The organism is Streptacidiphilus rugosus AM-16, from assembly GCF_000744655.1.
GTDB classification, from domain to species: domain Bacteria; phylum Actinomycetota; class Actinomycetes; order Streptomycetales; family Streptomycetaceae; genus Streptacidiphilus; species Streptacidiphilus rugosus.
In genome coordinates this window covers 2,296,836-2,323,640 of the sequence record NZ_JQMJ01000004.1, presented here as the reverse complement: position 1 = coordinate 2,323,640, position 26,805 = coordinate 2,296,836, and the positions used below count along the sequence as shown (strand labels likewise).

Genomic DNA, 26,805 nt, shown 5'->3' with positions numbered 1-26,805 from the left:
CACCTTCCTGGGGCCGCGAGGAACTACGCGAGCAACCACCGTGGACGGATGGCCCTGCGCGTTGAGGACCATCCGCATGTCAGTGGCTTGTCGCGCAGTTCCCCGCGCCCCTGGGGAGGTGCGACTAGCCCTCCAGAGTCAACAACTTGCAGGCCGTCTCCAGGTCGATGCGGACCTGGGCGATGGAGGCCCGGCCGGAGAGCCAGGTGACCAGCGCGGAGTGCCAGGTGTGCTCGATCACCCGCACCGCGGCCAACTGCTCGCGGGTCGGCGGGTGGTCCAGGCCCATCGCGTCCAGGATCAGCGCGCCGGTGATCCGGCTGACCTGGTCGACCTCCGCGCTCACCGAGCGGTCCGCGAAGGTGAGGGCGCGGACCATCGCCTCGGCGAGCTGCGGCTCGCGCTGGAGGCCGCGGAAGGTCCGCATCAGGGTCTCCGCCACCCGCGCGCCCGGGTCCTCGCCGACGGCGGGATGCTTGCGGGTCTGCTCCTGGAAGAGCTGCAGCTGGTCCTGCATCGTCGCCACGAGCAGGTGGACCTTGGAGGGGAAGTACCGGTAGAGCGTGCCGAGGGCCACGCCCGCCGTGTCGGCGACCTCCCGCATCTGCACGGCCTCGAAGCCGCCGCGGGAGGCCAACTGCGCGGCGGTGTGCAGGATGCGGCGGCGCCGCGCCTCCTGACGCTCGGTGAGCGGCGGTGCCGCCGGCCGCGGGCTGGTCGTCATCGAGAGCTCCTACGTACCTACCACTGGATCCCACGAATGATGGCGCAGAGGGCGTGCGTGGCGCGAATCACCCGCCCCGGCGGATTTCGAAAAGCTACGGACCGGTAATCTTCAAGCTCTCTCGCTGCCACCCCGCTGGAACGTGTTCTAGATTACCCTGACCGGGGCAGCCCGGGGAGGGCGCAGGAGAGAAGCAAGAGACCCAGGAGAGGGGTCCAGTTGACCGCGAGCCACGACGAGCCGCTGCGTATCGCCCTGCTGTCGTACAAGGGCAATCCGTTCTGCGGCGGGCAGGGCGTGTACGTCCGGCACCTGTCGCGGGAGCTCGCGCGGCTCGGGCACGACGTGCACGTGCTGGGCGGTCAGCCCTACCCGACGCTCGACTTCGACGCCGTCGACCCCGCCGGGCCGGGAAGGCTCGCCTTCGGCGAGATCGCCAGCCTGGACCTGTACCGCGACCCGGACCCGTTCCGGACGCCGGGGCTGTCCGAGTACCGCGGGCCCGTCGACGTGCTGGAGACGGCGATCATGCGCACCGGCGGCTTCCCCGAACCGCTGACCTTCAGCCTGCGCGCCCGGCGGCACCTCGCCCTGCACCGCGGCCGCTACGACGTCGTGCACGACAACCAGACCCTCGGCTACGGTCTGCTCGGCCTGGACCGGATCGGCTTCCCGCTGGTCACCACGATCCACCACCCGATCACCGTCGACCGCGCGCTCGACCTCGCCGCGGCCGGCGGCGTGCTGAAGAAGCTCTCGGTGCGTCGCTGGTACGGCTTCACCAGGATGCAGCGGCGGGTCGCGGCCAGGCTCGACTCGGTGCTGACCGTCTCCGAGAGCTCCGCCAGGGAGATCGTCGAGCACCTCGACGTCGCGCCGCAGCGAGTCCACGTCGTGCCGATCGGCGCGGACGTCGACCTGTGGTCGCCGAACCCCGCCGTCGCCGAGGTCCCCGGCCGGATCGTCACCACGGCCAGCGCCAACGTGCCGCTGAAGGGCCTGGTGCACCTGGTCGAGGCGCTCGCCAAGGTCCGCACCGAGCGCGACGCGCATCTCGTCGTCGTCGGGAAGCGGCCCGAGGGCGGGCCGGTCGCCGAGGCGATCCGCCGTCTGGACCTGGAGGGCGCGGTCGAGTTCCGCGGCGGCATCGACGACGCCGCCTTCGTGGACCTGGTCCGCAGCGCGCAGGTCGCCTGTGTGCCCTCCCTCTACGAGGGCTTCTCGCTGCCCGCCGCCGAGGCGATGGCCACCGGGACCCCGCTGGTCGCCACGACCGGCGGCGCGATCCCCGAGGTCGCCGGGCCGGACGGGGAGAGCTGCCTGGCGGTGCCGCCGGGCGACCCCGGCGCCCTGGCGCTGGCCCTCGGCCGGCTGCTGGACGAGCCGGAGCTGCGGGCCCGCATCGGCGCGGCGGGACGCGAGCGCGTGCTCACCCGCTTCACCTGGCGACGGGCCGCCGAGCTGACCGTCGAGCGCTACCGCGAGGCGATCGCCACCGGGGTCGGGCGGCACGCCCGCTCCGGCGCCGGCTGGCGTTACGTCTGACCCCACCCCCGTTCCTCCGCCTCGCCCCTTCACCGCAACCGTTAGGAGCCCCGGCCGTGCTGACCGTCGACTTCTCCCGTTTCCCGATCGCCCCCGGCGACCGGGTGCTCGACCTCGGCTGCGGCGGAGGACGCCATGCCTTCGAGGTGTACCGGCGCGGCGGCCGCGTGGTCGCCCTGGACCGGAACCCGGAGGAGATCCGCGAGGTCCGGCGCTGGTTCGCGGCGATGGAGCTGGAGGGCGAGGCCCCGGCCGGCGCCTCCGCCATCGCGGTCGAGGGCGACGCGTTGTCGCTGCCCTTCCCCGACGACAGCTTTGACAAGATCATCATCTCCGAGGTGATGGAGCACATCCCCGACGACAAGGGCGTGCTCGCCGAGATGGTGCGGGTGCTGCGTCCCGGCGGCTCGATCGCGATCACCGTGCCGCGCTGGCTGCCCGAGCAGATCTGCTGGGCGCTCTCGGACGCGTACCACGAGGTCGAGGGCGGCCACATCCGCATCTACCGGGGCGACGAGCTGCTGGAGAAGATGCGCGGAGCCGGTCTGGACCCCTACGGCACGCACCACGCCCACGCGCTGCACTCGCCGTACTGGTGGATCAAGTGCGCGGTCGGCGTCGACAACGAGAAGGCGCTGCCGGTGCGCGCCTACCACCAGCTGCTGGTCTGGGACATCGTCGGCGCCCCGGTGATCGGCAAGCTGACCCGCTGGACCGAGAAGGCGCTCAACCCCGCCATCGGCAAGAGCTTCGTCGCCTACGCGACCAAGCCGCACGGGAGCCGGGCGTGAGGACGCTGACCCTGGACGGCGTGCTCACCTCCGAGCAGGCCGCGGCGACCGTGCGCAGCATCCTCGCCGAGCAGCGCGCCGACGGCGCGATCCCGTGGTTCACCGGCGGTCACCTCGACCCCTGGGACCACGTCGAGGCGGCGATGGCGCTGGACGTCGCCGGCGAGCACGCGGCGGCCGAGGCCGCCTACCGCTGGCTGATGCGACGTCAGAACACGGACGGCTCCTGGTATGCCGCCTACCGGGAGGGCGAGCCGAGCGACCTCAACCGGGAGTCCAACTTCTGCGCCTACGTCGCGGTCGGGGCCTGGCACCACCACCTGGCGACCGGCGACGACTCCTTCCTGGAGGAGATCTGGCCGACCGTCGGCCGGGCGGTGGCCTTCGTGCTGGGGCTCGGCCGGGCGGACGGCACGGTCTCCTGGCGGCGCGAGGAGAACGGTTCGGCGCCCGACGAGGCCCTGCTGACCGGCTGCTCCAGCGTCCACCACGCGCTGCGCTGCGCGCTGGCGATCGCCGACTACCTGGAGGAGCCGCAGCCGGACTGGGAGCTGGCGGCCGGTCAGCTCGGTCACGCGGTCGCCCACCACCCCGAGCGTTTCCTCGACAAGGACCGCTACTCGATGGACTGGTACTACCCGGTCCTCGGCACGGCGCTGCGCGGCCCGGCGGCCAAGGAGCGGATCGAGCGCGAGTGGGACCGCTTCGTCGTGCCCGGGCTCGGCGTGCGCTGCGTCTCCGACCGCCCGTGGGTGACCGGTGGGGAGAGCGCGGAGCTGGCGCTGGCCCTGTGGGCGATCGGCGAGTCCACCCGCGCCGTGGAGATCCTGCAGTCCATCCAGCACCTGCGCCACGAGGACGGCGGCTACTGGACCGGCTACGTCTTCGAGGACGACGCGATCTGGCCCGAGGAGCGCACCACCTGGACGGCCGGCGCGCTGCTGCTCGCCGTGGCGGCCCTCGGCGGCGACGAGGCGACCGTCACGGTCTTCGGCGGCGACAGCCTCCCGACCGGCCTCACTGCGGACTGCTGCGCGGCGGTCCGTTAGGCCTGACGTCACCCGCGGCGGATCAGCCGGGGCCGACCACGCAGCGGCCGAGGGCTGGGGGAGGCCCTGCGGGGTGGGCCCGGCCCGGCGCGAGGACGGCCGGCCCGCCACCGCGCACGGCTCGCCCGCCCAGTCCTCCTGGACGTCGGGGCGGGTCAGCCGTCCTTGGCCGCAGAACGTCCCCCGATCGTGGGAATCCCGCTGCCTCAGCGGTCCAGCGGCGCCGCGCGCGGCGGTCGGCCGCGTGCGTGCCGGGACCTCCGGGCGGCCGAGCGGCCGTTCGGCCTGCTCGGCCCCGCCCTTGTCATGACCGCCGGATCCCGCCGGCGGAAGCCTCGGCTCAGCCGGTGTCGCGCGCGGCGGTCGACCACCCGCGCGCAGGCGCGTCCGGGCGGGCAGACGACGTTCGGCCTGCTCGGTACAGCCCTCAGCCCCGGCTGCTCCCGGCGGCCTGCGCGGCCAGCGCGGACAGGCGGTGGAGGGAGGTGTGGATGACCTCGCGTTGGGTGGCCAGGCGGGCGGACTCCGCGGCGGGGATCTCGACGTGGGCGGAGAGGAGGGTCGCGCCGTCGGGTGTGGAGCTCAGGCGCCACTCGAAGACCAGGTCGGAGACCAGGCAGGAGATCCGCACCACGCCGTCGGCGCGGCTGGCGCTGAGCAGCTGGGGCATGGGGAAGTCCGGGTAGCCCTCCGGGTAGAGGGTGTAGCCGTCCGGCGTCGTCGTGTCGACGCTGCCGACCCCGGCCCACCAGCGGGGGAAGCCGACCGGGTCGTAGAGCAGCTTCCACACCTCCTCGGGCGGGGCGGCGATGGCCAGTTCCTCGTCGAACTCCGGCACGGCGCGTCACCTCTTCCTTCGATCGTCCAGCGTGGCGAGGTCGGCGAGGACCGCCGACAACTCACGGGCGGGCTCGACCAGCGCGCTGATCGGAGGGCGGCCCAGATCGATCAGGGAGCCGGAGACCGCGTCCCCGTCGAAGTGGCCCACGCTGCGGCGCCAGGCCGCCGCCGACTCCTCCAGCCGCGCCGCGGCCGTCCGCCGGTCGCCCTCGGCGAGCGCGATCAGGCCCTGGACGTGGCTCATCCGGGCCACGAGGGTCGCGGGGAAGTCGCCGGCGGAGACCGGTTCCAGCGCCGCCTCGCGCAGTTGGGCCCGCGCGTGCTCCCACCGTCCGGCCCTGGCCAGCGTCTCGGCGAGCAGCAGCCGCGTGCGGGGACGGCTGACCGGCACCTCCTGCCGTGCCAGCGCCTCCGCGAGCTCGGTCGCGGCGGTGGCCGGATCGCCCACCGCCAGGGCCAGTTGCCCTCGGTCGTGATGGCCGAGCGCGATCAGGTCCGGCAGACCGGTGCGCGCCGCGACCTCCTCGCCCGCCGCGCAGGCGGCCCGCGCCTCGACCGGCCGGCCCAGCCTGCAGAGCACCGCCACCCGCGCCGAATGCGTGTAGACCGTGTCGCGCAGCAGGCCGTTGGGGACGACCAGCGCCAGACAGCGGTCGGTGAAGTCGAGCGCACGCTCCCAGTCGCCGGCACAGGCCGCGGCGCTGGCGGCGTTCATCAGCGAGCTGTACCCGAGCTCCGGACGGCCCGCCCGCCCGGCCGCCGCCGCGCCCGCGATAAGCGGGCCGTAGCTCTCGCTGAGCTGACCCGCCCTGATCAGCGCGTGGCCGCGTGCCAGCGCGATGTCGTGGGCGAGCAGATCGCTGGGCGTGCGGTGGCCGGTCACCTCGGAGACCTCACGCAGGATCCGTTCCACCTCCGCGGGATCTCCGGCGACGGCCTGCGCCCAGGCGAGCCCGGCCAGTGCCTGGGCCCTGGTGTCGGCGTCGGCCGCCTCGGGTGCGCGGTCGAGCAGGTCGAGCACGAGGGTGAAGCTGCGCTGCGACTCGCGCGGATGGCAGAGCCCGCCGCGCATCCAGTAGCCGCGCCGCAGCCACGCGCGCACCTGCGGCGCGCTGTTCTCGGGGGCGATCAGCTCCAGTGCCCGCTCGAAGGCCTGGTCGGACTCCGGCAGACGTCCCTGCCAGGCCTCGACCTCGGCGAGTTCCACCAGCAGGTCCGGCGCGTCGGGGACGAGCGCGAGGGACTCCCGCAGGAAGCCCGCCGCCTCCCGCAGCGCGCACACGGCGCGGGCCGCCCGGGCTGCCTCGGCGTACCGTGCGGCCGCGGCCGTCGGTTCCCCGGCCAGCCGCAGATGCCGGCCCAGCTCGGCGGCCGTCCGGGTCCGCCCCGACCGCGGCCCGGCCGACGTCTCCGAGCGGGCGGCCAGCGCCGTGGCCAACGCGGCGTGGGCCGCGGCGCGCGGGGGGCCGGGCAGGTCGGCGTAGCAGGCGTCGCGCAGCAGCGCGTGGCGGAAGCCGACGCCGGAGGCGTCAGCCTGGAGCAGCCCCGAGCTCAGGGCCTCCGTGGCCGCGGCGTCGGCGTCGGCGAGCGGAAGGGAGCGCAGTTCGGGCATGGACAGCGCGCGTCCCGCGGCCGCGACGAAGGTGACGGCCTGGCGCGCCTCGGGCGAGAGCCGGCCGAGCGCCGCGTGGACGGCTCCGCGCAGCCCCGCCGCCAGGTCGGCGTCGCGCAGCGCCGCCGCGCGGGCCGCCTCCACCGTGAGCAGCGGATTGCCGTCCGCGATCCGGGCGATCCGCGCTGCCTGGGCCTCCGTCAGTCCCGGCTGAGACAGGGCGAGTTGCCGCAGCACCCGGTCGGGGAGCGGGGCCAGTTCCACCTCGCCGCCGATGCTGCCGGAGGCGCGCAGCGCGGCCAGGACCGCGTCGAGTCTTCGGTGGCCGGGGAGCCGACGCCGGGTCAGCACCACCAGGCAGGACGACTGACCGGCCAGCCGGCGGCCCGCGTAGGCGAGCAGGTCCAGGCTGGAAGGGTCGGCCCGGTGCACGTCCTCGAGAACCAGCAGCAGCGGACCCTCCCTGGTGGCCCGCAGCAGCAGTTGCGTGCAGCGCTCCAGTTGCCGCAGGCGCTCGGCGTCGGGATCGACCCGGTGCTCCCCGTCGGCGGCGGGGTCGGCCAGGTCGGCGAGCACGTCCGCCCACAGGGCGTAGGGCACGCCTCCGGCCGGCGCGTCCGCGTAACCGGTCAGGGTCCGGACGCCGCTCGCGTCGAGCCGCCGCCGCAACTCGGTGACCAGCAGGGTCTTGCCCATGCCGCCGTCGCCCGCCAGGGCGAACACCGAGCCCCGGCCCTGTTCGGCCTGTTGCCAGGCCCGGTCAAGTGCGGCGACTTCCGCCTCGCGTCCCAGCATCGGGGCGGGTGCGGACGCGGGTGCGGACGCGGGGTGGGCGCGGGACGGTCGGCCGCACGGATGCTGCGGGCCAGCGCGGCGAGTTGCGGCCCCTCGGTCACGCCCAGCTCGCGCTCCAGCCGGCGCCGCAGGCCGGCGTGGACCGCCAGCGCCGCCGGACGGTTGCCGGACGCCGCGAGCAACTCCATCAGTGCGGCGGCGGCCTCCTCGTCGTAGGGACGCAGCGCCAGCCGTCGGCCCGCCGCGGCCAGCGCCTCGCCCAGTTCCCCGCCCTCGCCCGCGGCCTGCGCGGTCTGCGCGAGCAGGGCGGCGACCCTGACCTGGTGCTCCTCGCGGGCGTTGACCGCCCAGTCCTGATCGAAGGAGGACAGCAGCTCGCCCCGGCACAGCGCCATCGCCTCCCGCGGCCGGCCGTCCTCGGCCAGCCGTGCGAACTCCGCGAGGTCGACGGTCAGGTACTCGGCGCGCAGTCCGACGCAGGACCGGTCGGCGATCAGGTGCTCCTCCGCGGCCTCGCCCAGCGCGGCCCGCAGCGACCAGACGGTGCTGCGCAGGCTGGCCCTGGCGGCCTGCTCCGGCGCGGCGGGCCAGAAGGTCCCGGCGACGCGCCCGCGCGCGTGCGGTCCCGGCGCGAGCGCGAACCACGCCAGCAGCTCCCTCGCCCGCCCGGCGGGCAGCGCGAGGGGACGCCCGCCGAGCTCCACCGTGAGCTCGCCGAACAGCCGGATCCCCAGGCTGCCGGTCTCCACCCCTCCAGGCTAGGGCCGTCTTCAGATCCGCGTCGGATCGGCCCGGGCCGTCGGCACGGCCGGTCCGGCCCTGCTCCGGCCTCCGGCGCGGGAGGCGAACCGTGCAGGTGGGCCTGCCGGGGAGCCGTCGGATCCGCCGATCAGGACAGCAGCAGGACGCGGTCCCAGACCGGCTCGTGCGCCTCGCCGTCCGTCCCGGCGGGGTGCGGCAGCGTCGACAGCAGGGCGGCGGCCACGCCTGCGGCGCCCTCGAAGATGCCGGGGTTGTCCTCGACCGGCGGTCGGCCGTACTGCGGCCCGGCCGCGCCGCGGGGGCCGCTCAGGTGCCGGTAGCCGTAGCGGGACCGCTCGTCCCAGGCCCCGGCCAGCCGGTCGGCCAGCGCGTCGCAGCGGGCGAGCAGGGCCGGGTCGGCGGACTGGCGTCCGAGCCGCCACAGGGTCTGCAGGAAGCCGGCCTCGCCGTGGCAGACGGTGGGACCCCGCAGAGCGTCGAGACTGCCCGGCCGGGCCGACACCCCGTGCGCGCCGGCCAGCGCGAGCCGGGCCCAGTCCTGCTCGCCGGTCACTCCCGCCGCGCGCAGCAGGCTGTTGGCGATGCCGACCGTCCCGTAGCACCAGGCGGCGCCCGCCCCGGCCGTGCGGGGTGGAGCAGGAGGCGTGCGCCCGCCCCGGGCCCTGGCCCACTCGTCGTCCAGCGGAAGCCGCGGCTCCCAGTACGGCCCGTAGGCGTCCCGGTCGGCCCGCTCGGCCAGCCAGTCGCCGATCCGGCGCAGGGCAGCCGACTGTCCTGCGACGGTCACGCCCAGTTCGGCGCTGCGGGCGAGCAGTGCCAGCGGGCCCGCGATGCCGTGCGCGGTCCCGAGGTCGAGAGCGCCGCGTGGGAAGCGGGTCCGGTCCGCCTCGGTCACCTGGCGGTGGGCCGGTACCCACCAGCCGGGCGCCTGCCGGCCGTCCACCCGCACCGGTCGGCTGATCCCGACGAGGCGGGTGAGGGTGGCGCGCAGCGCGGGCTCGGCGGCGGCCCGTTCCTCGGCGTCGCCGTCGGTGACCGCGCCGAGCAGCACCCGCCCGACCCCGGCGGCCCCGGTGATGACGTCGTAGTCGGCCCAGGTGACCCCCGGTCCGGTGCCTTCGGTCGCCGCCAGGCGGCCGAGCTGCTCCGCGGCGACATGTGCCGTCAGGGTGCGGCGCAGCCCCGGGTAGTGGCCGCCGACCTTGGCGGCCGCCTGAACGGCCGTCAGCACGGCGGCCGGGCCGTGCTGCCCGCCGAACGAGGCGGTTCCTTTCAGGGCCTCGGCGGCCGCGGCCAGTCGGCCGTGCGCGGCGGGCAGCCGAGCGGGGTCGCGACGGGCCAGCTCGGCGAGGAGCAGGGCGACCCCGGCGCCGCCCTCCAGGGAGACCGCGGGCCCGGTCGGACCGGGATCGCCGTCGAGGGCGGCGGCCACCCGGTCGACCACGGCGGCGATCCGCCGGGTCCGAGCGGTCCCCACCCCGGTGGACACCGGTGCCGTGGTCACCGCTGGTGCCTCCTCCGGTCGGCGTTGCCCGTCAGGCAGGCGCGGGCCAGGGCGTGCGCGCGTTTCTCGGCCTCGGGGTCGGTGCCGAGCAGCCGGTTGCACGACATGTGCAGCAGGCTCGTCAGCACCCGGGAGTGCGGGGACCAGTCGGCGCCGCGGGCGGCGATCGCGTCCAGCTCCTCGCGATAGGCCCGCAGCTGTTCCGCCTGGTCGGCCAGGGCCCGCGTCAGCCGTCCGCCGAGCGGGTGCTCGGCCAACGCGGGCCAGCCGCCGACCGGGTCGATCAGCCGTAGCCACTGCGCCCGATGCGTCCGGAAGTCGGCGGGCGGCTGCACGCCGACCGCGCTCCCGGCCAGCCAGGCCGCGCCCGGATCCGGGTAGCGGGAGCAGGGGTCCGCCGCCGGCGGCGGGCCGAAGCCGTGCGCGACGGCGGCGAGCGCGAGCGCGGCCAGGGTGTCCTTGTCCCACGGCACCGGGCCGCTCCGGCCGTCCCGCTGCCGGGCGAGCGTCAGCAGCGCGAGGGCGGTGCGGCTGTCGGCGGCGAAGAAGCGCTCGGCGGCGGCCTGCGCCTCGGGGCCGCCGTAGCGCTCCCACTCGGGGTCGTAGCCGTCCAGGACCAGTCGCCCGACCAGGCCCTGGGCGTTCCACCGCCGGACCGCGTCGCGCAGCGGGGGCAGCAGCTCCCGCCACAGGCCGTCGGCGGGACCGTGGCAGCGCAGCCGGACGTGGTCGTCCGGGTCCCGGTAGCGGATGAAGAACCATCGGTCGATCAACGAGCGTGCCGGCTCAGGAAGTTCGGCGAGGAAGGGAGCGAGCTGCTCGACCAGGAAGGAGTCGGTCCTGCGGCCCGCGAGGTAGAGCTTCGCGTACAGCCACTCGCCGCCGGGCCCGGCGAGCCGCGGCCCGGCCGGGCGCACCGGCGTCGTGCGGGCGAGCGCGGCCGCGGCGGAGGACGCCGCGGCGGACGGCCGCCGGACGAAGGCCAGCGCCAGCTCGGAGTGGTGCGCCAGGTCCTCGGAGTCCCGCAGCCAGCCGTCGGCCCGGTCCTCGCCGCCGGGCAGCTCGACGGCGAGCAGATCGGCGTCCTTGGCGAGCGCGTCGCGCAGCAGCTCCCGATGCCGGCTCTCGGTCAGGTCCACCGGCAGCCGGTGGTCGGCGCGGGTGAGCACCAGCCGCGCCGGAACCCGCCAGCGCTCCCGCCAGCCGTGCACGGCCTCCGCCCAGCCGGCCGGGTCGAGCCGGGTGTGCCCGCGCAACTCGTCCAGGCGCCAGACGGCGGAGGCGAGCACCGTCCGGCCGTAGCGGACCCGGGGCTGGAACGGCGCGTTCGCGGCCGGTCCCCAGTCCCAGGGCGCGTGCGCGCGGTGGGCCTCGCGGCCGACCTCCAGCAGGAAGCGGGCGGCGTTCGGCGCCTGGCCGCGCAGGTCGAGGGCGTGGTGGGCGTGCGGGAGCAGCCGCCGCCCGGTGGGCAGGTGCACCAGATACAGGTGGTCGAGGGTCGCGCCGACGCCGATCTCCTCCAGCCGTACGGCCGTCGCGGCAGGGTCCGGCGGCAGCCCGACCGCCACCTCGTGCCCGGCGGTGCGCGGGCTGTTGGCGACGTTCAATGCCCGGGTGAGACGCGGCTGGAAGGAGACGGCCAGGTGCGTGGCGTCCGGCTCCTCGGGGAAGCAGAACGCGGCCAGCTCCTCGTTGACCGAACCGGCGAGCCCGGCGAAGCGGCCGTAGGTGGCGCCGGCCTCCAGGGCGCCCTGCCCGCCGTGGCCGACCAGCAGGAAGTCCCCCTCCGCCAGCGCCCGTTCGTCGGCGGCGACCAGGGTGCAGAACAGCTCGCAGGAGCGCGGGAGCAGCTCAGCGGCGGGCTCTCCAGGGGCCAGCCGGGCCACGAGCTCGTCCGTCAGCACCACCTCCCTCGCGCCGTCGCGCACCGCCTCCGCGGCGAGCCTGCCCAGCAGCAGTTGCCGTTCCCTGTCCGGCTGCGGGGCAGGGTCCGCGGTGCGGGAGGAGGCCGGCCAGGTGTAGCCGGCCGGGGAGCCGAGCCCGTGCGTGTCGTCCAGCACCTCCGGCACCGGGACGACCCGGTCCGGTCCGTAGCGTTGCAGGAAGTCCCCGTGGTAGCCGCGCAGCGGCGTCGGTACGGCCTGGGACAGCCGCCACAGCACGCCCAGCCCGCGGGCCGCCTCCTCGGCGACGGAGTGCGGCAGTCGCACCTCGGCGCCCAGCGCCAGGTCGACGTGGACCAGCCGGTCGGCGTCGGCGAGCTGACGCATCCTCTGTTCGAGCGCGGCCAGCGTCGCACCACGCTCGCCGAGCGGTGCGTCGTCGTACCGGTCGCGGTCGGCGGCGACGGCGCGCAGGGCCGCGAGCATCGGCAGCGGCCTACCGGCGGACTCCTCCGCGGCGCTCAGCACGCCGATCACCCGGCCCAGCGGGTCACCGCCGTCCAGCACCGGGCGCAGGCCGGTGATCAGGAACTCCTGCCGGACCAGCGTGGCCAGCAGGGTGGCGGCCGCGCCGGGCGCGGCGGCGGGGAAGCGCCGCTCCAGCTCGGCGGCGGCCGCGCTGCCGGTGAGGCCGGCGGCGGCGAGTTCCAGGGCGGCGGCGACCACCGGGGTCAGCCGTACCGAGACCTCGCTGCGGGCGCTGTCGCCCGCCGTGACCCCGGGGTTGGACGGCGCGGCGGTCACCAGCCGGTCACCGCGCGGGACGGTCCCGCCGTGGACGTGCAGCGTCAGGTGCGGGAGCAGCTCGCGGTCCCGTTCCAGCTGCTGGACCAGCCGCAGCAGCCAGTCCAGGTCGACGCGGGTACGGCTGTGTGCCGGGCCCGACCAGGAGACCTTGGCCGCCGGGCCCTCGGCAGCGGCGGCGAGAGCGACCGGGGCGACGCCCGCGAAGAGGCCGAAGGGGGTGCAGCGGGAGCGCAGCCGGATCTCGTAGCGCAGCACCGAGACCACGGCCCGACGCAGTTGGGCGTCGCTGCGACCGGCGGATCCGCCGGGCCGGGCGCACGCGGCCACCAGCGCCGCCAGGCTGGGGCTGGCCACCCGGAGGGCGTCCATGAAGACCCCGTCCCCGGCCGCGCCGCTCAGCAGTTCCTCACAGGCGACCCGGTCCGTGCCGGCCGTCGGGTCGTCGGCCCAGGGGGCGCGTCGGTCGCGGCCGCGGAGCGGGGCGCGCAGCAGGGCGACCGGGGCGGTGCGGAAAAGCGGCTCGGGGGCGGGCGGCATCGGCATCGGCGGCGGTCCCTCGTGGTGGTCGACGGGCAGGATCGGCGCGGGCTCCGTCGCACCGGCGCGGTGGGACGGAGCCGCTCGGGCAGCCGAGGTCAGCAGCACCACGTGGGGTAGCAGGAGGAGCAGGTGATCGAGGTGAAGCGGGCCTCGGCGGCGTCGGCGTCGTCGAGCTCGATCCGCACGTCGAGGTCGAACAGGTCCTCGACCTGGATGTCCTCGGCGGTCGGCAGCGTGGCGTTGGTCATGTCAGCCTCCTGGGTTCGTGGTCGGTGCGGTGGTTCGTGCGGGGAGAGTCTCGTGACGGGATCTGGAGCCTCGCTCAAGCCGGTCCGGCAGGGCGTTGCGGGCGCGCGCGGGGTCGGCGCGCGACGTCCCTCCGGGGCCGGGCGCAAGACTCCGCGTGGGCCGTCCGTACCCGGGCTGACCAGCGCGTTGACGGTGGATTGACGGTCGCGGAGGAGCGTCTTGGACGAGCAGACCAGGAGCGACGACCGAGAAAGGCGGAACTCGAGATGAGCACTTTGCAGACCACCCCCGCGTTCGACACCGAGGCGCTGCGCCGGGGCATCGAGGAGCGCGACGCCGCCGCCCTCCGCGCGCTGTACGCGGACGACGCCGAGGTGACCCTCGTCGACCGGCGCGACCAGCCGAGCCGCCCGCTGGAGCTGCGCGGCGCGGCCGCCATCACCGCCTACCTGGACGAGATCAGCGGGCGGGACATGGAGCACCGGCTGGAGCGCGTCGTCGTCGACGCCTCCGGCGAGCACGCCGCCTACCTGGAGGCCTGCCGCTACCCGGACAGCACCCGCGTGCTCTGCGCCAGTGTGCTGGACCTGCGCGACGGGCGGATCGTCCGGCAGACCGGCATCCAGGCCTGGGACGAGTGAGGAGAGAGCGATGAAGCAGACCGAACACCGCGACTTCGCCGCACCGGACGAGGTCCGCAGCTTCGAGAAGGGCCGTGCGGAGATTCTCAACGTGGGCGGCGGGGTCGTCGGCCGGCTGGTGCTGGAGCCCGGCTGGCACTGGGCCGAGCACGTGAAGCCGATCGCGGGCACCGAGTGGTGCGAGGCGCCGCACTTCCAGTACCAGGTCTCCGGACGGCTGGCCGTCCGCATGTCCGACGGCACCGAGTTCGAGATCGGCCCCGGCGAGGTGTCGGCGCTGCGGGCCGGCCACGACGCCTGGGTGATCGGCGACGAGGAGGTCGTCTCCGTCGACTGGATGGGGGCCGTCCACTACGCCGAGGGCGACTGAACGGCCGCCACGACCGACGGCCCCGCCCGGACGGACGGGCCGGGCCGCCGGTCGGCGGCGACATCCGCGAACGGCGGACGACGGTGCGCGGCGCCTGGGCGGAACGGGCGGTCGCCCTCCTTCCCGGGTCGGCAGATCGAGGGGCCACCGGCCTTCGGACGACCGGACGGTGAGGCCTGTGCGGGTGCTAGCGTCCGGGCCATGGGAATGGATTGGCTGACACACGACCGGTACCTGGACTCCGCCGCCGCGGACGCGCGACGGCTCGCCGAGGCCGTCGCCACCGGGGACCTCGCCGCGCCGGTGCCGAGCTGCCCGGAGTGGACGCTGCGCGATCTGGCCTTCCACCAGGGCATGGTGTTCCGCTGGATCGGCGAGATCGTGGCGCGCAAGGCGTCGCAGCGGGTGCCGTTCAAGGAGGTCCCCGACCGCGAGATGCCGGCCGGCGGTGAGGCCGCCTGGCTGCTGGCGGGCGCGGACCGCACCGTCGCACTGCTGCGCGCGACCGGACCCGATCTCCAGGTGTGGGGCTGGGCGGGCCCCGGCACCTCCCGCTGGTGGGGTCGCCGGATCGCGCACGAGACCCTGGTGCACCGCGTCGACGGGGACCTGACGCTGGGTCTGCCGCCGCAGGCCGACGCGGAGCTGGCCGCGGACAATGTCGACGAGCTGCTCGCCAACGCCGGCGATCCGACCTCGCGCGCCTTCACCGGCCGGGAGCGTCTGGCGGGGGAGGGCGACACCCTGCATCTGCACTGCACGGACGTGCCCGGCGAGTGGCAGCTGAGCCGCGCCCCCGAGGGCTTCACCGTCGCCCACGGCCACGCCAAGGCCGACGCGGCGGTGCGGGGCACCGCGCTGGACGTCATGCTCTGGCTCAACGGCCGTCTGCCGCAGGGCGCGCCGGGCCCCGAGCTGTTCGGCGAGAACCGGCTGCACGAGCTGTGGCGAGCCGGGCTCAGCCTGAACTGACGGACCGACCCCGCGGTTCAGAGCACCAGTTCGGCCAGGGTGCGCAGGGTCGCCGGGTCGCGGGAGGTGATCAGCAGGTCGGTGACCGGCGTGCCGCGCCAGGCGGCGAGCCGGTCGGCGATCCTGGCGCGCGGGCCGACCAGGCTGATCTCGTCGGCGAAGGCGGCCGGGACCGCGGCGATCGCCTCCTCCCTGCGGCCGGCCAGGAACAGCTCCTGGATCAGGCGGGCCTCCGCCTCGTAGCCCATCCTGGCCATCAGGTCCGCGTGGAAGTTCCTGGCCTGCGCGCCCATGCCGCCGATGTAGAAGCCGAGCATCGCGCGGATCGGTGCCAGGCCCTCCGCCACGTCCTCGCAGATCCGGGCGTGGACGATGGGGGCGACCATGAAGCCGTCGCGGGCGGCCGCCAACGGTTCGGCGTACAGGTCGGCGCGCTCGGGGGAGAAGTAGAGGGGGAGCCAGCCGTCGGCGATCCTGGCCGTCTGGGCGATGTTCTTCGGGCCCTCCGCGCCGAGCAGGATCGGGATGTCGGGGCGCAGCGGGTGCAGGATCGGCTTGAGCGCCTTGCCGAGTCCGGTTCCGTCCGGGCCGGCGTAGGGGAGCGGGTGGTAACGCCCGTCCAGGGTGACCGGCTTCTCGCGGCGCAGCGTCTGCCGGATGACGTCGACGTACTCGCGCACTGCGGTCAGCGGGGAGCGGGGGAACGGGCGGCCGTACCAGCCCTCGACGACCTGCGGCCCCGACAGGCCGAGCCCCAGCAGCAGTCGGCCGCCGGAGAGGTGGTCGAGCGTCATGGCGTGCATCGCCGTGGCGGTCGGCGTCCTGGCGGCCATCTGCGCGATGCCGGTGCCGAGCCTGATCCTGCTGGTGTGCGCGGCGATCCAGGTGAGCGGGGTGAACACGTCGGAGCCCCAGGACTCGGCCGTCCAGACGGAGTCGAAGCCGAGCCGCTCGGCCTCCTGGGCGAGTTCGACGAAGCCCTGGGCGGGGGCGGCGCCCCAGTAGCCGAGGACGAGACCGAGGCGCATAAGACCGGACCCCCACGCGTAGCTGACGGAGCGTCAGATTAGCGTGGGGGTCGTCGATTGTCAGCGGACGGGCGCGACCGACTCAGCCGCGCTGGATGCCCGAGGTGTCGGCGAGCAGGCCGCGCTTGCCCTCCTGGGTCTGCGTCAGCAGCGCCTCACCGCGCTGGGCGATGGCCAGGTACCAGGTGCCCGGCACCAGCTCGCCGACCGGCGTGCCCTGCGGCTCGCCCTCCGGCGCGAGCGGCCGGGCGGCGGGAACGGCGAACCAGAACGGCGCGAAGCTCGGGGCCGGCGGCTCGGCGGCGGCGGGGGGCGGCGTCCGGGATCCGAGCGGGAGCGTCGCCGGGACGGTCGGCGGCTCGTCCTGCGGTTCCGGCTTCGGCTCGGGCCGCGCCGCGGCGGCCGGAGCGGGCGTCGCGGCCGGGGTGGCCGCCGGGGCCGGGAACGGCTCCGCCGGGACCGGCTCGGGGCCGGTGAACGGCTGGCCGGGGTGCGCCTGCTGGACCGGCTGACCGCCGAAGTGCCCCAGGTGCGGGTGGCCCTGCTGCGGCGCGCCGTATCCCTGCGCGGCGGCCGAGCCCACCCCGGCCGGTGCGGGCTCGGGCAGCAGCGGCGCGGTCAGCAGCGGGACCAGCGGCCCGGCGATGGCCAGGACGGCGGTCAGCACGGCGAACACGAACGCGAGGAAGGCGCCCACCTGCGGGCTGGAGGTGGCGTCCGGGTGGCCGAACAGCGCGCCGGAGGGCGAGCCGAACAGCGCCCAGAGTGCCGACCAGGCCGAGGCCACGGTCAGCACGGTGCCCCAGGCGCGCAGCGGGATCCCGAGCACGGCCGGGGCCTTCGGCACGTTCCGGTCCACCAGCACCAGGCCCGCGCCGATGATCCCCAGGAAGAAGACGCTGGGCAGCAGTGGGAAGAGGTCCAGGCTCCACGCGTTCGTCGAGGTGCAGCCGGACGGAACCCCGCCGACGGCCGTGCACTGAACCCCGCCCGCTGCGTAGAAGGTGAGGAAGGACGAGACGAAGAGCAGCAGCGCCGATGCCGCAAGAGCGGCGTCCCCCCTGGTGACGGTTCGCAGATTCACCGAGTAAGCCCTCTCGTGAGTCGTCGAGTACGGTGCGGACGGTGGCGGGCCACCGGTCTTCTGACGGACCGATGACCTTTTGGGACCGCTTGGGACCGTATCAGCCCGACGTGTTGCTCCCGTGCAGGACGAACTGGCCGAGACCGTTGGCGATGCCCTGGGCGGCCGACTGCCGCCAGGCCGCGGAGGTGATCTTGGCCGCGTCCGCCGCGTCGCGCATGTTCGCGCACTCGATGAAGATCTTGGGCACGGAGGAGAGGTTCAGGCCGCCCAGGTCGCTGCGGACGTCGTAGCCGACGCCGCCGTTGATGTAGGTGGCGTAGTGCTCGCCGGTGGCCGAGGCGAAGGCGGCGCGGACGTCGAAGCCGAGCGTGCGCGAGGGGGCCACGATGGCGGTGTTGTTCACGCCCCCGGCGTTCACCCGGCTCGGCATGATGACGTGGAAGCCGTAGTCGGAGGGGCCGGCCCCGTCGGCGTGGATGGAGATCGCGGCGTCGGCGTGGGCCTGGTTGCCGATCGCGGCGCGCTGGGTGACGCACGGACCCCACGGCGTGTCGCCGTCCTGGGTGAAGACGACCTTCGCGCCCTCGGCCTGCAGCAGGGTGCGCACCCGCCGCGCGACGTCGAGGGTGAAGTCCGCCTCGGGATAGCCGGCGTTCGTGGAGGCGCCGGTCGTGTCGCAGGCCTTGCTGCTGTTGCCGATGAAGACGTTGCGGTTGATCTCGCTCGGGTGGTCGACGTTGTTCGGGTTGTGGCCCGGGTCGATCACGATGACCTTGCCCGCCAGCGGCTTGCCCGCGACGCCGCCCTGCGCCGCGGAGGGGGAGGGGGACGCGCTGGGCGTGCCCGAGGCGGAGACGGACGCGGAGCCCGACTTCGAGGGGGACGCCGGGGCCCCGCCGCCCGCGGCCGTCGCCGTCCCCGTGTTCTTGTTCTTCTCGCCCGCTATGGCCTGCCAGCCGAGCCAGCCCGCGAAGCAGAGCGGCACGAGCGCGGCCAGCACGAGGACCAGGGTGGTGACCCTGGTGCGCGAGGGCGTGTGCTGCTCAGATGTCATCTTTGGTCCATTGGTGCAGTTGGTACTGGCCGGCGATCGCGTTCCACTGTGCCACGAAGTTCTGCTTGTCCGTGCTGGCCTGCTGGCTCGAGGCGATGGCCGCCTGGTAGTCGCTGCCGTTCGTCGGCGCCGGGCCGGGGGCGGTGCAGCCGCTGGAGATGAGCGTGCCGGCCCAGGCCGCGAAGGAGTTGTCCGCGGACGCCGACTCCTGCTCCGCCTTGGCGAGGGACTGCATCATCGCCGCGCCGTTCGGCAGCTGCGAGACGTCGAGCCCGCCGATCTTGGTGGCCAGGCTCTGCCGGTCGCTCGCGGCGGTCCTGAAGGCGGACTGGGCGGCGCTGAGGTTCGTGCAGCCGCTCGCGTCGCTGGCCGCGGAGGCGACCTGCCTGCGGTCGGAGGAGCTCTGGGAGAGCACCGCGTCGACGGCCTGCGCCTGCGAGGTCGCCCCCGCGGTCGAGGTCTCCGACGGGGAGGCGGACGCCGAGTTCGCGGCGGAGGGCGAGGCCGGACCGGCCGGGGCGCTGCCCGCGGTCGAAGCGGTCGGGGCCCCTGCGGCGCCGGTCGACGGGGTGCTCGGGGACCGGCCCAGGCCGAGCCCCCACACCGCGCCGACCCCCAGCAGCGCGGCCACCACCACGACGAGGGTGACCAGCAGCGGGAGGTTCGACCGCTCCTGCGGCTGGGCGGGCGAGGGAGCGGCCGAGGGTGCGGCCGTGGCCTGCGGCGGGTAGCCGGGTCCGCCCGGCCGGTACGGCGGGGGATATCCGGGGACGGTCGGCGCCGCGCCGGGGCCCGGGCCCTGCGCCGGGGGCGCGGCGGGACCGTACCCGGTGGGCGGGTAGCCGACGCTCGGGGGCGTGGAAGGGGACCCGGGCGGCGCGTAGGGGGAGCCGCCCGCCGGTCCGTACCCGGGCATCGGCGCCGCGGTCGGCGCCGCCGGGGACGGCGGCGCGGTGGCGGGGCCCGTCGGCGTGGCGAAGTTCGGCACGGTGGGCGTCGGCTGCGCGGTCGGCATCCCGGCCGCCGCCGCGAAGGGCCGGACGACCGGCTGGTCGAGCTCCGTCGGCACGGGCTCCGGTCCCGCCTGCGGCGGGATCGGCCCGGCCGGAGGGCCGGACGGCCCGGCGGGCACGGGCGGAAGGACCGTCGTCCGCTCCTCGGGCGCGTCGCCCGGGGGCTCGTCCGTCTTGCGCAACGGCGTCGTCCTGGGCTCGCCGCGCCGGACCCAGCCGCCGGCCCCGTCTCTGGCCGTCGGATCCCACACCGCGGGCGCGGTGTTGTCCTGCTCGCTCACTCGCCCACCTCGTTCCGCGTGCCGATGGCGGCCACGGTATCGAAACGCGGGAGCCGAATGGAGGGATTGCCAAGGATCAAGATCCGGCCTGACGGGCACGTGTCATGCCCGCCGGAGCGGTCGGTCCGGCGGCGCCCGCGGGGCCCGTGGTCAGGCGGGTCGGAGTCGCGCGCCGGGTGGGGCGGGCCGATGCGCCGGGGCGGCGCCGGCCGCGCCGCGTCCGCGACCCGGCCCGGGCGTGGCCCGCCCGGCGACGGCCCTTGCGGGCACTGGTTCCTCCGTCGCGACTCCGGCTGACCCGAGGGCCGCTCCCACAAGGAGTCGCGGGTCGGCCGCGCCATGGCCGAGCGCGGCGACTTCGACAGGCAGGCCATCGCCGCCCGGGGTGCTCAGCCCTGTCGGCGCAGCACCCGCAGCGAGCCGGTCACCGAGATCTCCTCGAAACCCTCGGCCAGGGCCCGCAGATACACGCGGTAAGGGGCCTGCCCGCCGTCGGCCGGGTCGGGGAAGACGTCGTGCACGACCAGCAGCCCCTCGGGCGCGAGGTGGGGGACCCACCCCTCGTAGTCGCCCGTCGCGTGCTCGTCGGTGTGCCCGCCGTCGACGAAGACCAGCCCCAGCGGCGTGCCCCACAGGGCGGCGAGCTGCGGCGAACGGCCGACCAGCGCCACCACGTGCGGCTCCAGACCGGCCGCGTGCAGCGTGCGGCGGAACCTGGGCAGCGTGTCCATCAGCCCGACCTCGGGGTCGACCAGGCTGGTGTCGTGGTACTCCCAGCCGGGCTGCTGCTCCTCCGAGCCCCGGTGGTGGTCGACCGTCACGGCGACGGTGCCCGCAAGGCGTGCGGCCTCGGCCATCAGGATGGTCGACCGCCCGCAGTAGGTGCCGACCTCCAGCAGCGGCCGCCCCGTCCGCCGCGCCGCCTCCAGGGCGGCGGCGTACAGAGCCAGGCCCTCGTCCACGGGCATGAAGCCGGTGGCCGCCTCGAAGGCGGCCAGCACGCCTGCCTCCGGCCGGGCCGGGCTGATCTCTCGGGTCGCGTTCATAGCGGGTCACCTTACCGGCGGGTCACTTCGGCGGGCAGAGGGGCAGACAGGCAGACGGGGCGCGCGGGTGGGCAGAGCGCCCGTCGCAGGTGGCTGCGCGGAACGGCGTGGCGCTCCAAGCTCCCCGCGATGCGCTGAACCCCCTGGCCGAACGCCTCGGGAGAGGGCTCGGTGGGGCCGCCGGACCCTCAGCGGCGGATCAGCTCGGCGGCGATGCTCACGCCCGCCGGACGCAGCTCCGCGTCGATCGCCTCGGAGGCGGCGGGGTCGAGGACCACGGCCGGCTCGCCCTCCGGCAGGCTCCTGACGTAGGCCAGCCTCAGGTGCGCCGGCGGGTGGGTGCCGTCGAAGTCGTCGTGGCGGAGCTGCGAGGCCACGATCCGCCGGGTGCGCTCCTCGGCCGGGATCGAGCGCACGTAGGTACCGAGCTGGGTCCACAGGTCGGGCGGGGTGACCTCGGAGGCGGGCTCCGCGCCTCCGGCGGCCTCGTTCCTGCGGGACCGGCTGCGCTGTACCGGCCGCCTGGCGGCCATGGTGCGCTGCTGCACCAGCGTCTCGAAGGCGGTGCCCAGGCGGAGCGCCTCCACCAGCCCGGCCGCGCCGCCCGGTCCGGCCAGCCGCACCATGAACGAGTCGGCCAGGTACTCGGCCCGGCGGCTGCCGTGCCGGGTCAGCCAGTGCAGCAGGCGGTGGTAGAGCTCGGCCAGCACGGCCAGCAGCCGCTGGACCGTCTCCGCGACGAGCGTGAACAGCACGTCGAGGCCGCCGCGGATGCGGACCCGCACCCGACCGGGCGACGGGGTGAGGAAGTACCACCACTCGGCCAGGCTGCTCAGGGCGACGCCCAGCCAGAGACCGCGCCGGACGTCGCCGTTCACCCCGTGCCCGAACTCGTGGGCCAGCAGCGCGACCCGCTCCTGCTCGTCGAGCGAGACCCAGAGCGGCAGCCCGATCCTGAGCACCACGCGTCGGCGCAGTCCCACCCGTGCGTAGCTCGCGTTGAAGCGGCGGTCGACGACCACCAGGTCGGGGCCGCGGGTGCCGAGTTCGGCGGCGACGGCGTCCATCAGGGACCACAGCTGCGGTGCGGCTTCGCGGCTGACGGTCAGCGACTTCCGCCGCTCGGCGCGCATGCTGCCCAGGCGCGGCCGGCCGACCCAGGCGACGCCGAGCAGGGCGAGCGCGGCGATGTCGGCGGTCCAGACGTCGGCGGCGAGCAGGACCACCACGCCGCCGAGCGCGGCCAGGGTCAGCAGGTGCACCGGGAGTGCGAGCGTCCATGCGAGGACGTGCGGGAGGTCGGCCCGCCGACGCAGTCCGCCCGGACCGGAGACCGCCTCCTGGAAGAGCCGCTGCTCCAGCGACTCGTCGAGTCGGCGACGCAGGCTCCGGCCGGTCGGGGAGGGTGCGGTGCGCTGCGCGTCAGGCAACGCGTTCCAGTGACAATTCGGGCACCAGCGGGTGAATCGCGGATCCGTGGTGAGCGAACCCGAGCATTCTGGACATGCGGTGTCCTTGCTGGTCGCAGGCGTGGTCATGGCGGTAGATCATGCCCGGCGCGAGCTCGCGGGGAAAGTCGACTCCCTTGCGGGCTTCCCAGTTTCTGCAACGCGTTCTAGTCTGACGCCACGTCAGTTGCGGAGAAGGGGCGTAGATGGCCATCGGCATCAGCGAGGAGCACCGGGAACTGCGGAGTTCGGTGCGGCGCTGGCTGGAACGGGATGTGTCCGGTGTCGTGGTCAGAGGCGCGCTGACGGAGGGGCCGGGTGCGGTGGGGACCGCCCGGCCCCTGTGGTGGAAGGGGCTGGCCGGGCAGGGGATGCTCGGTCTGCACCTGCCGGAGGCGGTCGGCGGGGGCGGAGGCGGGCTGCTGGATCTGGCCGTCGTGGTGGAGGAGACCGGCCGGGCCCTGCTGCCGGGGGCCTTCCTGCCCACCGTCCTCGCCTCCGCGCTGCTCGCCGGCTCCGCCGCGCCGGGCGAACTCGCCGCCCTCGCCGAGGGAGCCTCGACAGCGGCGGTCGTCTGGGAGGGCGCCGTCACCGCGACGGGCGGGCGGATGTCCGGCCGGGCCGAGGTGGTCCTGGGCGCCGCCGAGGCGGACCTGCTGCTGGTGCGGGCCGACGCCGGAGGCGCGGGCGGCGGTGACTGGTACCTGGTCGAGGGCTCCGCCGCACGGATCACCCCGCTCGCCGCCCTGGATCTCGGCAGGGGTCTCGCGCGCGTCGAGTTCGACGACGTCGCCGCCAGGTCCGTCGACCTCGCCGAGGGCCGGGCCGACGCCGTGATCGGCACCCTGCTCGCCGCCGAGGCCTGCGGGATCGCGCGCTGGGCACTGGAGACCGCCGTCGCCCACGCCCGCGTGCGCGAGCAGTTCGGGCGGCCGATCGGCCAGTTCCAGGCGGTCAAGCACCTCTGCGCCCAGTTGCTCGTGCGCGCCGAGAAGGCCGCCGCCGCGACCTGGGCCGCCGCCCGCGAGCCCGGCCCGCTGACCGCCGCGGTCGCCGCCGCCCTCGCGCTCGAAGCCGCCTGCGCCAACGCCGAGGACTGCATCCAGATCCTCGGCGGCATCGGCTTCACCTGGGAGCACGACGCCCATCTGCGCCTGCGCCGAGCCCTGACGCTGCGCCAGCTGACGGGCGGCGAAGGGACGCTGTGGCGACGCGTCGCGCAGGCGGCGGCCGCGCAGCCGGGGGAGTGGCGGCCTGAGCTGGAACTCCCGGCCGAGGCCGAGGAGTTCCGCGCCGAGGCGCGGGCCGCGGCCGCCTCCGTGCGCGGACTCGAACCGGCCGAACAGCGTCGCCGGCTCGCGCCCGGCGGCTGGGCCGCACCGCATCTGCCGCCGCCCTACGGCCTCGGCGCCAACGCCCTGCGTCAACTCGTGGTTGAGCAGGAGCTGCGCGCGGCCGAGGTCCGGCTGCCGGACCTCACCATCGGCAACTGGGTGGTCCCCTCCCTCGCCGCCCACGGCACCGAAGCGCAGCGCGAGCGGCTGCTGATGCCCACCCTGCGCGGCGAGCTGACCTGGTGCCAGCTCTTCTCCGAGCCGGAGGCCGGCTCGGACCTGGCCGCGTTGCGCACCCGCGCGGTGCGGCAGGAGGACGGCGGTTGGCGGGTGGACGGTCAGAAGGTGTGGACCTCGAGCGCCCGCACCGCCGACTTCGGCATCCTGCTGGCCCGCACCTCCCCCGAGAAGACCAAGCACCAGGGGCTCACCTACTTCGTCGTCGACATGCGCCGCACCCCCGGCCTCGACATCCGGCCGCTGCGCGAACTCACCGGCGACGCGGTCTTCAACGAGATCTTCCTCGACGACGTCAGGCTGCCCGCCGACGCCGTGGTCGGCGCGGTGGACGAGGGCTGGCGCGTCGCCCGGCACACGCTCGGCAACGAGCGGGTCCACATGGCCGACTCCAGCCCGACCGGCCCGGCGGTGCGACGCCTGCTGACCGCGCCGGGCGCCGAGCCGTCGGCCCTGGGGCGGCTGGCCGCCGACGAACACGTGCTCACCTGCATCGACCTGCGCTCCACGCTCAGCGCGCTGGACGGCCTGGACCCGGGCGCGGGGGGCAGCGTGCGCAAGCTGGTCTCGGCCCCGCACGCGCAGCGCGTCGCCGCGTACGCGCTGGAGCTGTGCGGACCAGCGGGCGCGGTCTACGAGGGGGTCGGCAGGGAGATCGGGCACGCGCTGCTGATGTCCCGCTGCCTGACCATCGCCGGCGGCACCACCCAGGTCCAACTCAACGTCGTGGCCGAGCGCATCCTCGGCCTTCCCCGCGACCCCGCGCCGACGGATCGGGACGCAGGACCGAAGGCTCCAACGAACCTGAAGCGGAGTGACGCATGACCGAGAAGGTGTTCCTCGTCGGGGTCGGCATGACCAACTTCGAGAAACCAGGCATGAAGGACCGTCAGTCGGGCGAGTGGCAGTACTGGGAGATGGCCGAGGAGGCCGGCCGCGCGGCCCTCGCGGACGCGGGCGTCGGCTACGACCTGGTGGAGCAGGCCGCCGTCGGCTACTGCTTCCAGCAGTCCACGGCGGGGCAGCGGGCCGTCTACTCGATCGGCCTCACCGGGATCCCGGTCTACAACCTCAACAACAACTGCGCCACCGGCTCCTCGGCGCTGATGACGGCCCGCCAGTTCGTGGCCGGCGGGATCAACGACTGCGTCCTCGCGCTCGGCTTCGAGAAGATGAGCAAGGGCGCGCTCGGCGCGGGCAGCGGCGCGGACGGCTTCGCGACCAGCCCCGTGGCCCGCCACTACGGCGTCATGGCCGCGAAGCACGGCTTCGAGGCGAGTCCGCCCACCGCGCAGATCTTCGGCAACGCCGCCCGCGAGCACATGGAGCGCTACGGCACCACGGCCGAGCAGCTCGCGCTGGTCGGGGTGAAGAACCACCGCCACTCCGCGGCCAATCCGCGGGCGCAGTTCCGCGAGGAGTACACGCTCCAGGAGGTGCTGGACGCGCGGACCATCCATGCCCCGCTCACCAAGTTCCAGTGCTCGCCCACCTCCGACGGCGCGGCCGCGGCGGTCGTGGTGAGCGAGCGGTTCGTGCGCGAGCACGGACTGCAGGAGCGGGCCGTGGAGATCGTCGCCCAGGCGATGACCACGGATACCGAGGAGAGCTTCGCCTCGGGCTCCTGCATCGACGTCGTGGGCAAGCCGATGTCGCGGGAGGCGGGGCGCGCCGTCTTCGAGCGGTCGGGCCTCGGCATCGAGGACGTCGACGTGATCGAGCTGCACGACTGCTTCTCCATCAACGAACTGCTCACCTACGAGGCGCTGGGCATGTGCGCGGACGGCGAGAGCGGCAAGCTCGTGGCCGACGGCGCGACGGGCTACGGCGGCCGCTGGGTGGTCAACCCCTCCGGCGGCCTGATCTCCAAGGGCCACCCGCTGGGCGCGACCGGGCTGGCACAGACGGCCGAGCTGGTCTGGCAGCTGCGCGGCGAGGCGGAGGCGCGGCAGGTGCCCGGCGCCCGGGTGGGTCTGGCGCACAACATCGGTCTGGGCGGCGCCGCGGTGGTGACTCTTCTCCGTCGCTGAGCTGCCGCGCTGTGACTGACCGGTTCCCGGGCGTTCTCAACTCAACCGCTTTGCGCTAGAACTTGTTCTAGCTCATTTGATTGAGCACGGATCAGAATGCTCAGCCCCTCAGCCCGCGGGACCGACCGGAAGCCGAAAGTCGGAGCCCGCGAAGAGCGACCCCGGCGCGGCCGACGGTGCGGACGGCCGCGTCGGGGTCCACCAATTCCCCCATGCCCCCAGACTGACTGAGCGATCCGGCACGAACGAAAGGCTTCGCAATGCCCATCGACCCCGCAGTGGCGCTCGCCGCCCCGGCCCGGACCACCGACCTCGCCTGGGAGCAGAAGGACGTCATCCTCTACCACCTGGGCGTGGGGGCCGGCGCGCAGCGACCGGCCACCGATCCGGACGAGCTCCGCTACACCTACGAGAAGGACCTGCAGGTCCTGCCCAGCTTCGTCACCGTCGCGGGCGGCGGGCTGGCCAAGGCCGGCGCGTTCAACCAGCCGGGCCTGCAGATCAACCTCGCGCAGGTGCTCCACGGCGGCCAGCGGATCGAACTGCACCGGCCGATCCCCGCCGCCGGGCAGGCGGTGCTGACCAGTTCGCTCGCGGCGGTGTACGACAAGGGCAAGGCCGCGGTCCTGGTCATGCGCAGCGAGGCCGCCGACGCGGACGGTCCGCTCTACACCTGCGACACCGAGATCTTCGTCCGCGGTGAGGGCGGCTTCGGCGGCGAGCGCGGCGAGAGCACCCGGATCGCCCTGCCCGAACGCGCCGCCGACTTCCGGCGCGAGGTGCCGGTCCGGCACGACCAGGCGCTGCTCTACCGTCTCTCCGGCGACTGGAACCCGCTCCACGCCGACCCCGACTTCGCCAAGCTGGCCGGCTTCGACCGCCCGATCCTGCACGGCCTCTGCTCCTACGGCGTCACCCTCAAGGCCGTCGTGGACACGGTGCTGGCGGGCGACGCGTCCCGGGTCCGCAGCTACAGCACCCGCTTCGCCGGGATCTTCTTCCCCGGCGAGACGCTCCGCGTCCGCATCTGGCAGGACGGCGCCGACCGCCTGCTGGTCAGCGCGACCAGCGTCGAGCGTGACGACGCCCCCGTGCTCGCCGACACCGTCGTCACCTACCAGCCCTGATCCCGCACCTCTCCACCACCCGCACCGCAACGACCG

At 75.1% G+C, this 26,805-nt stretch carries 21 protein-coding genes and 1 pseudogene; 9 read left to right on the top strand and 13 right to left on the bottom strand.

Annotated features, from left to right (window positions below):
- Positions 1–124: 124 nt before the first annotated feature.
- Positions 125–724, bottom strand: a complete 600-nt coding sequence (locus BS83_RS19625; protein WP_037605007.1) for a TetR family transcriptional regulator — start codon at positions 722–724, stop codon at positions 125–127.
- Between the two features lie 219 nt (positions 725–943).
- Here BS83_RS19625 and BS83_RS19620 point away from each other — a divergent pair, with 219 nt between their 5' ends.
- From BS83_RS19620 to BS83_RS19610, 3 genes are read left to right on the top strand one after another with little or no spacing between them, the layout of a single operon-like run.
- Entirely contained in the window at positions 944–2,269 is a 1,326-nt protein-coding gene (locus tag BS83_RS19620; RefSeq protein WP_037605006.1) for a glycosyltransferase family 4 protein, read from the top strand.
- Between the two features lie 56 nt (positions 2,270–2,325).
- Positions 2,326–3,060, top strand: a complete 735-nt coding sequence (locus BS83_RS19615; RefSeq protein WP_037605005.1) for a class I SAM-dependent methyltransferase — start codon at positions 2,326–2,328, stop codon at positions 3,058–3,060.
- Between the two features lie 5 nt (positions 3,061–3,065).
- A complete protein-coding gene (locus BS83_RS19610) occupies positions 3,066–4,109 on the top strand; it encodes a prenyltransferase (protein ID WP_198035443.1) in 1,044 nt (347 codons plus the stop codon).
- Positions 4,110–4,536: 427 nt separating this feature from the next.
- Here BS83_RS19610 and BS83_RS19605 read toward each other — a convergent pair whose 3' ends face one another.
- The 6 genes and pseudogenes from BS83_RS19605 to BS83_RS45540 all read right to left on the bottom strand — a co-directional run bounded on the left by BS83_RS19605 (position 4,537) and on the right by BS83_RS45540 (position 13,100).
- The gene (locus BS83_RS19605; protein ID WP_051943383.1) at positions 4,537–4,947 is read right to left on the bottom strand and encodes an SRPBCC family protein; all 411 of its coding nucleotides are present in this window, start codon (positions 4,945–4,947) and stop codon (positions 4,537–4,539) included.
- Positions 4,948–4,953: 6 nt separating this feature from the next.
- Positions 4,954–7,356, bottom strand: coding sequence for an ATP-binding protein (locus BS83_RS19600; RefSeq protein WP_084713707.1), 2,403 nt, complete (start codon positions 7,354–7,356; stop codon positions 4,954–4,956).
- 68 nt (positions 7,357–7,424) lie between these two features.
- A pseudogene (locus BS83_RS47620) lies at positions 7,425–7,751 on the bottom strand (BTAD domain-containing putative transcriptional regulator); the annotation flags it as partial.
- Positions 7,752–8,245: 494 nt separating this feature from the next.
- A complete protein-coding gene (locus tag BS83_RS19590; protein WP_051943378.1) occupies positions 8,246–9,622 on the bottom strand; it encodes a lanthionine synthetase C family protein in 1,377 nt (458 codons plus the stop codon).
- Complete coding sequence (locus tag BS83_RS19585; protein WP_051943376.1) at positions 9,619–12,960, bottom strand: lantibiotic dehydratase; 3,342 nt, start codon at positions 12,958–12,960, stop codon at positions 9,619–9,621. The genes BS83_RS19590 and BS83_RS19585 overlap by 4 nt, the downstream gene beginning before the upstream one ends.
- Complete coding sequence (locus tag BS83_RS45540; RefSeq protein WP_157597244.1) at positions 12,948–13,100, bottom strand: FDLD family class I lanthipeptide; 153 nt, start codon at positions 13,098–13,100, stop codon at positions 12,948–12,950. The genes BS83_RS19585 and BS83_RS45540 overlap by 13 nt, the downstream gene beginning before the upstream one ends.
- Before the next feature lie 267 nt (positions 13,101–13,367).
- On the opposite strand from BS83_RS45540, the gene BS83_RS19580 reads away from it, so the two are divergent.
- From BS83_RS19580 to BS83_RS19570, 3 genes are all read left to right on the top strand, one after another.
- Positions 13,368–13,742, top strand: a complete 375-nt coding sequence (locus tag BS83_RS19580) for a nuclear transport factor 2 family protein (RefSeq protein ID WP_037605001.1) — start codon at positions 13,368–13,370, stop codon at positions 13,740–13,742.
- Positions 13,743–13,752: 10 nt separating this feature from the next.
- Positions 13,753–14,112: a cupin domain-containing protein gene (locus tag BS83_RS19575; RefSeq protein ID WP_037604999.1), complete on the top strand. Its 360-nt coding sequence runs from the start codon at positions 13,753–13,755 to the stop codon at positions 14,110–14,112.
- A 207-nt stretch (positions 14,113–14,319) separates the two neighbouring features.
- Positions 14,320–15,084 (top strand): maleylpyruvate isomerase family mycothiol-dependent enzyme, encoded by a 765-nt coding sequence (locus BS83_RS19570; protein ID WP_037604997.1) that lies wholly within the window; start codon positions 14,320–14,322, stop codon positions 15,082–15,084.
- A gap of 17 nt (positions 15,085–15,101) precedes the next feature.
- Here BS83_RS19570 and BS83_RS19565 read toward each other — a convergent pair whose 3' ends face one another.
- From BS83_RS19565 to BS83_RS19540, 6 genes are all read right to left on the bottom strand, one after another.
- Complete coding sequence (locus BS83_RS19565) at positions 15,102–16,112, bottom strand: LLM class F420-dependent oxidoreductase (RefSeq protein ID WP_037604996.1); 1,011 nt, start codon at positions 16,110–16,112, stop codon at positions 15,102–15,104.
- A gap of 82 nt (positions 16,113–16,194) precedes the next feature.
- Positions 16,195–17,196: a hypothetical protein gene (locus BS83_RS19560; protein ID WP_037604994.1), complete on the bottom strand. Its 1,002-nt coding sequence runs from the start codon at positions 17,194–17,196 to the stop codon at positions 16,195–16,197.
- A gap of 100 nt (positions 17,197–17,296) precedes the next feature.
- A complete protein-coding gene (locus BS83_RS19555) occupies positions 17,297–18,253 on the bottom strand; it encodes an N-acetylmuramoyl-L-alanine amidase (RefSeq protein ID WP_037604993.1) in 957 nt (318 codons plus the stop codon).
- A complete protein-coding gene (locus BS83_RS19550) occupies positions 18,243–19,547 on the bottom strand; it encodes a hypothetical protein (protein WP_037604992.1) in 1,305 nt (434 codons plus the stop codon). The genes BS83_RS19555 and BS83_RS19550 overlap by 11 nt, the downstream gene beginning before the upstream one ends.
- A gap of 389 nt (positions 19,548–19,936) precedes the next feature.
- Positions 19,937–20,593 carry a class I SAM-dependent methyltransferase gene (locus BS83_RS19545; protein ID WP_037604991.1) on the bottom strand — a complete coding sequence of 219 codons (657 nt, stop codon included), beginning with the start codon at positions 20,591–20,593 and terminating at the stop codon, positions 19,937–19,939.
- Positions 20,594–20,781: 188 nt separating this feature from the next.
- On the bottom strand, positions 20,782–22,023 hold the full coding sequence (locus tag BS83_RS19540) for a M48 family metalloprotease (RefSeq protein WP_037604989.1): 1,242 nt from the start codon (positions 22,021–22,023) through the stop codon (positions 20,782–20,784).
- 224 nt (positions 22,024–22,247) lie between these two features.
- On the opposite strand from BS83_RS19540, the gene BS83_RS19535 reads away from it, so the two are divergent.
- From BS83_RS19535 to BS83_RS19525, 3 genes are all read left to right on the top strand, one after another.
- Positions 22,248–24,437: an acyl-CoA dehydrogenase gene (locus BS83_RS19535; protein ID WP_051943374.1), complete on the top strand. Its 2,190-nt coding sequence runs from the start codon at positions 22,248–22,250 to the stop codon at positions 24,435–24,437.
- Complete coding sequence (locus tag BS83_RS19530) at positions 24,434–25,642, top strand: lipid-transfer protein (RefSeq protein WP_037604988.1); 1,209 nt, start codon at positions 24,434–24,436, stop codon at positions 25,640–25,642. Before BS83_RS19535 ends, BS83_RS19530 begins: the two co-directional genes overlap by 4 nt.
- A gap of 260 nt (positions 25,643–25,902) precedes the next feature.
- Complete coding sequence (locus BS83_RS19525; RefSeq protein ID WP_037604987.1) at positions 25,903–26,769, top strand: MaoC/PaaZ C-terminal domain-containing protein; 867 nt, start codon at positions 25,903–25,905, stop codon at positions 26,767–26,769.
- Positions 26,770–26,805: the final 36 nt, after the last annotated feature.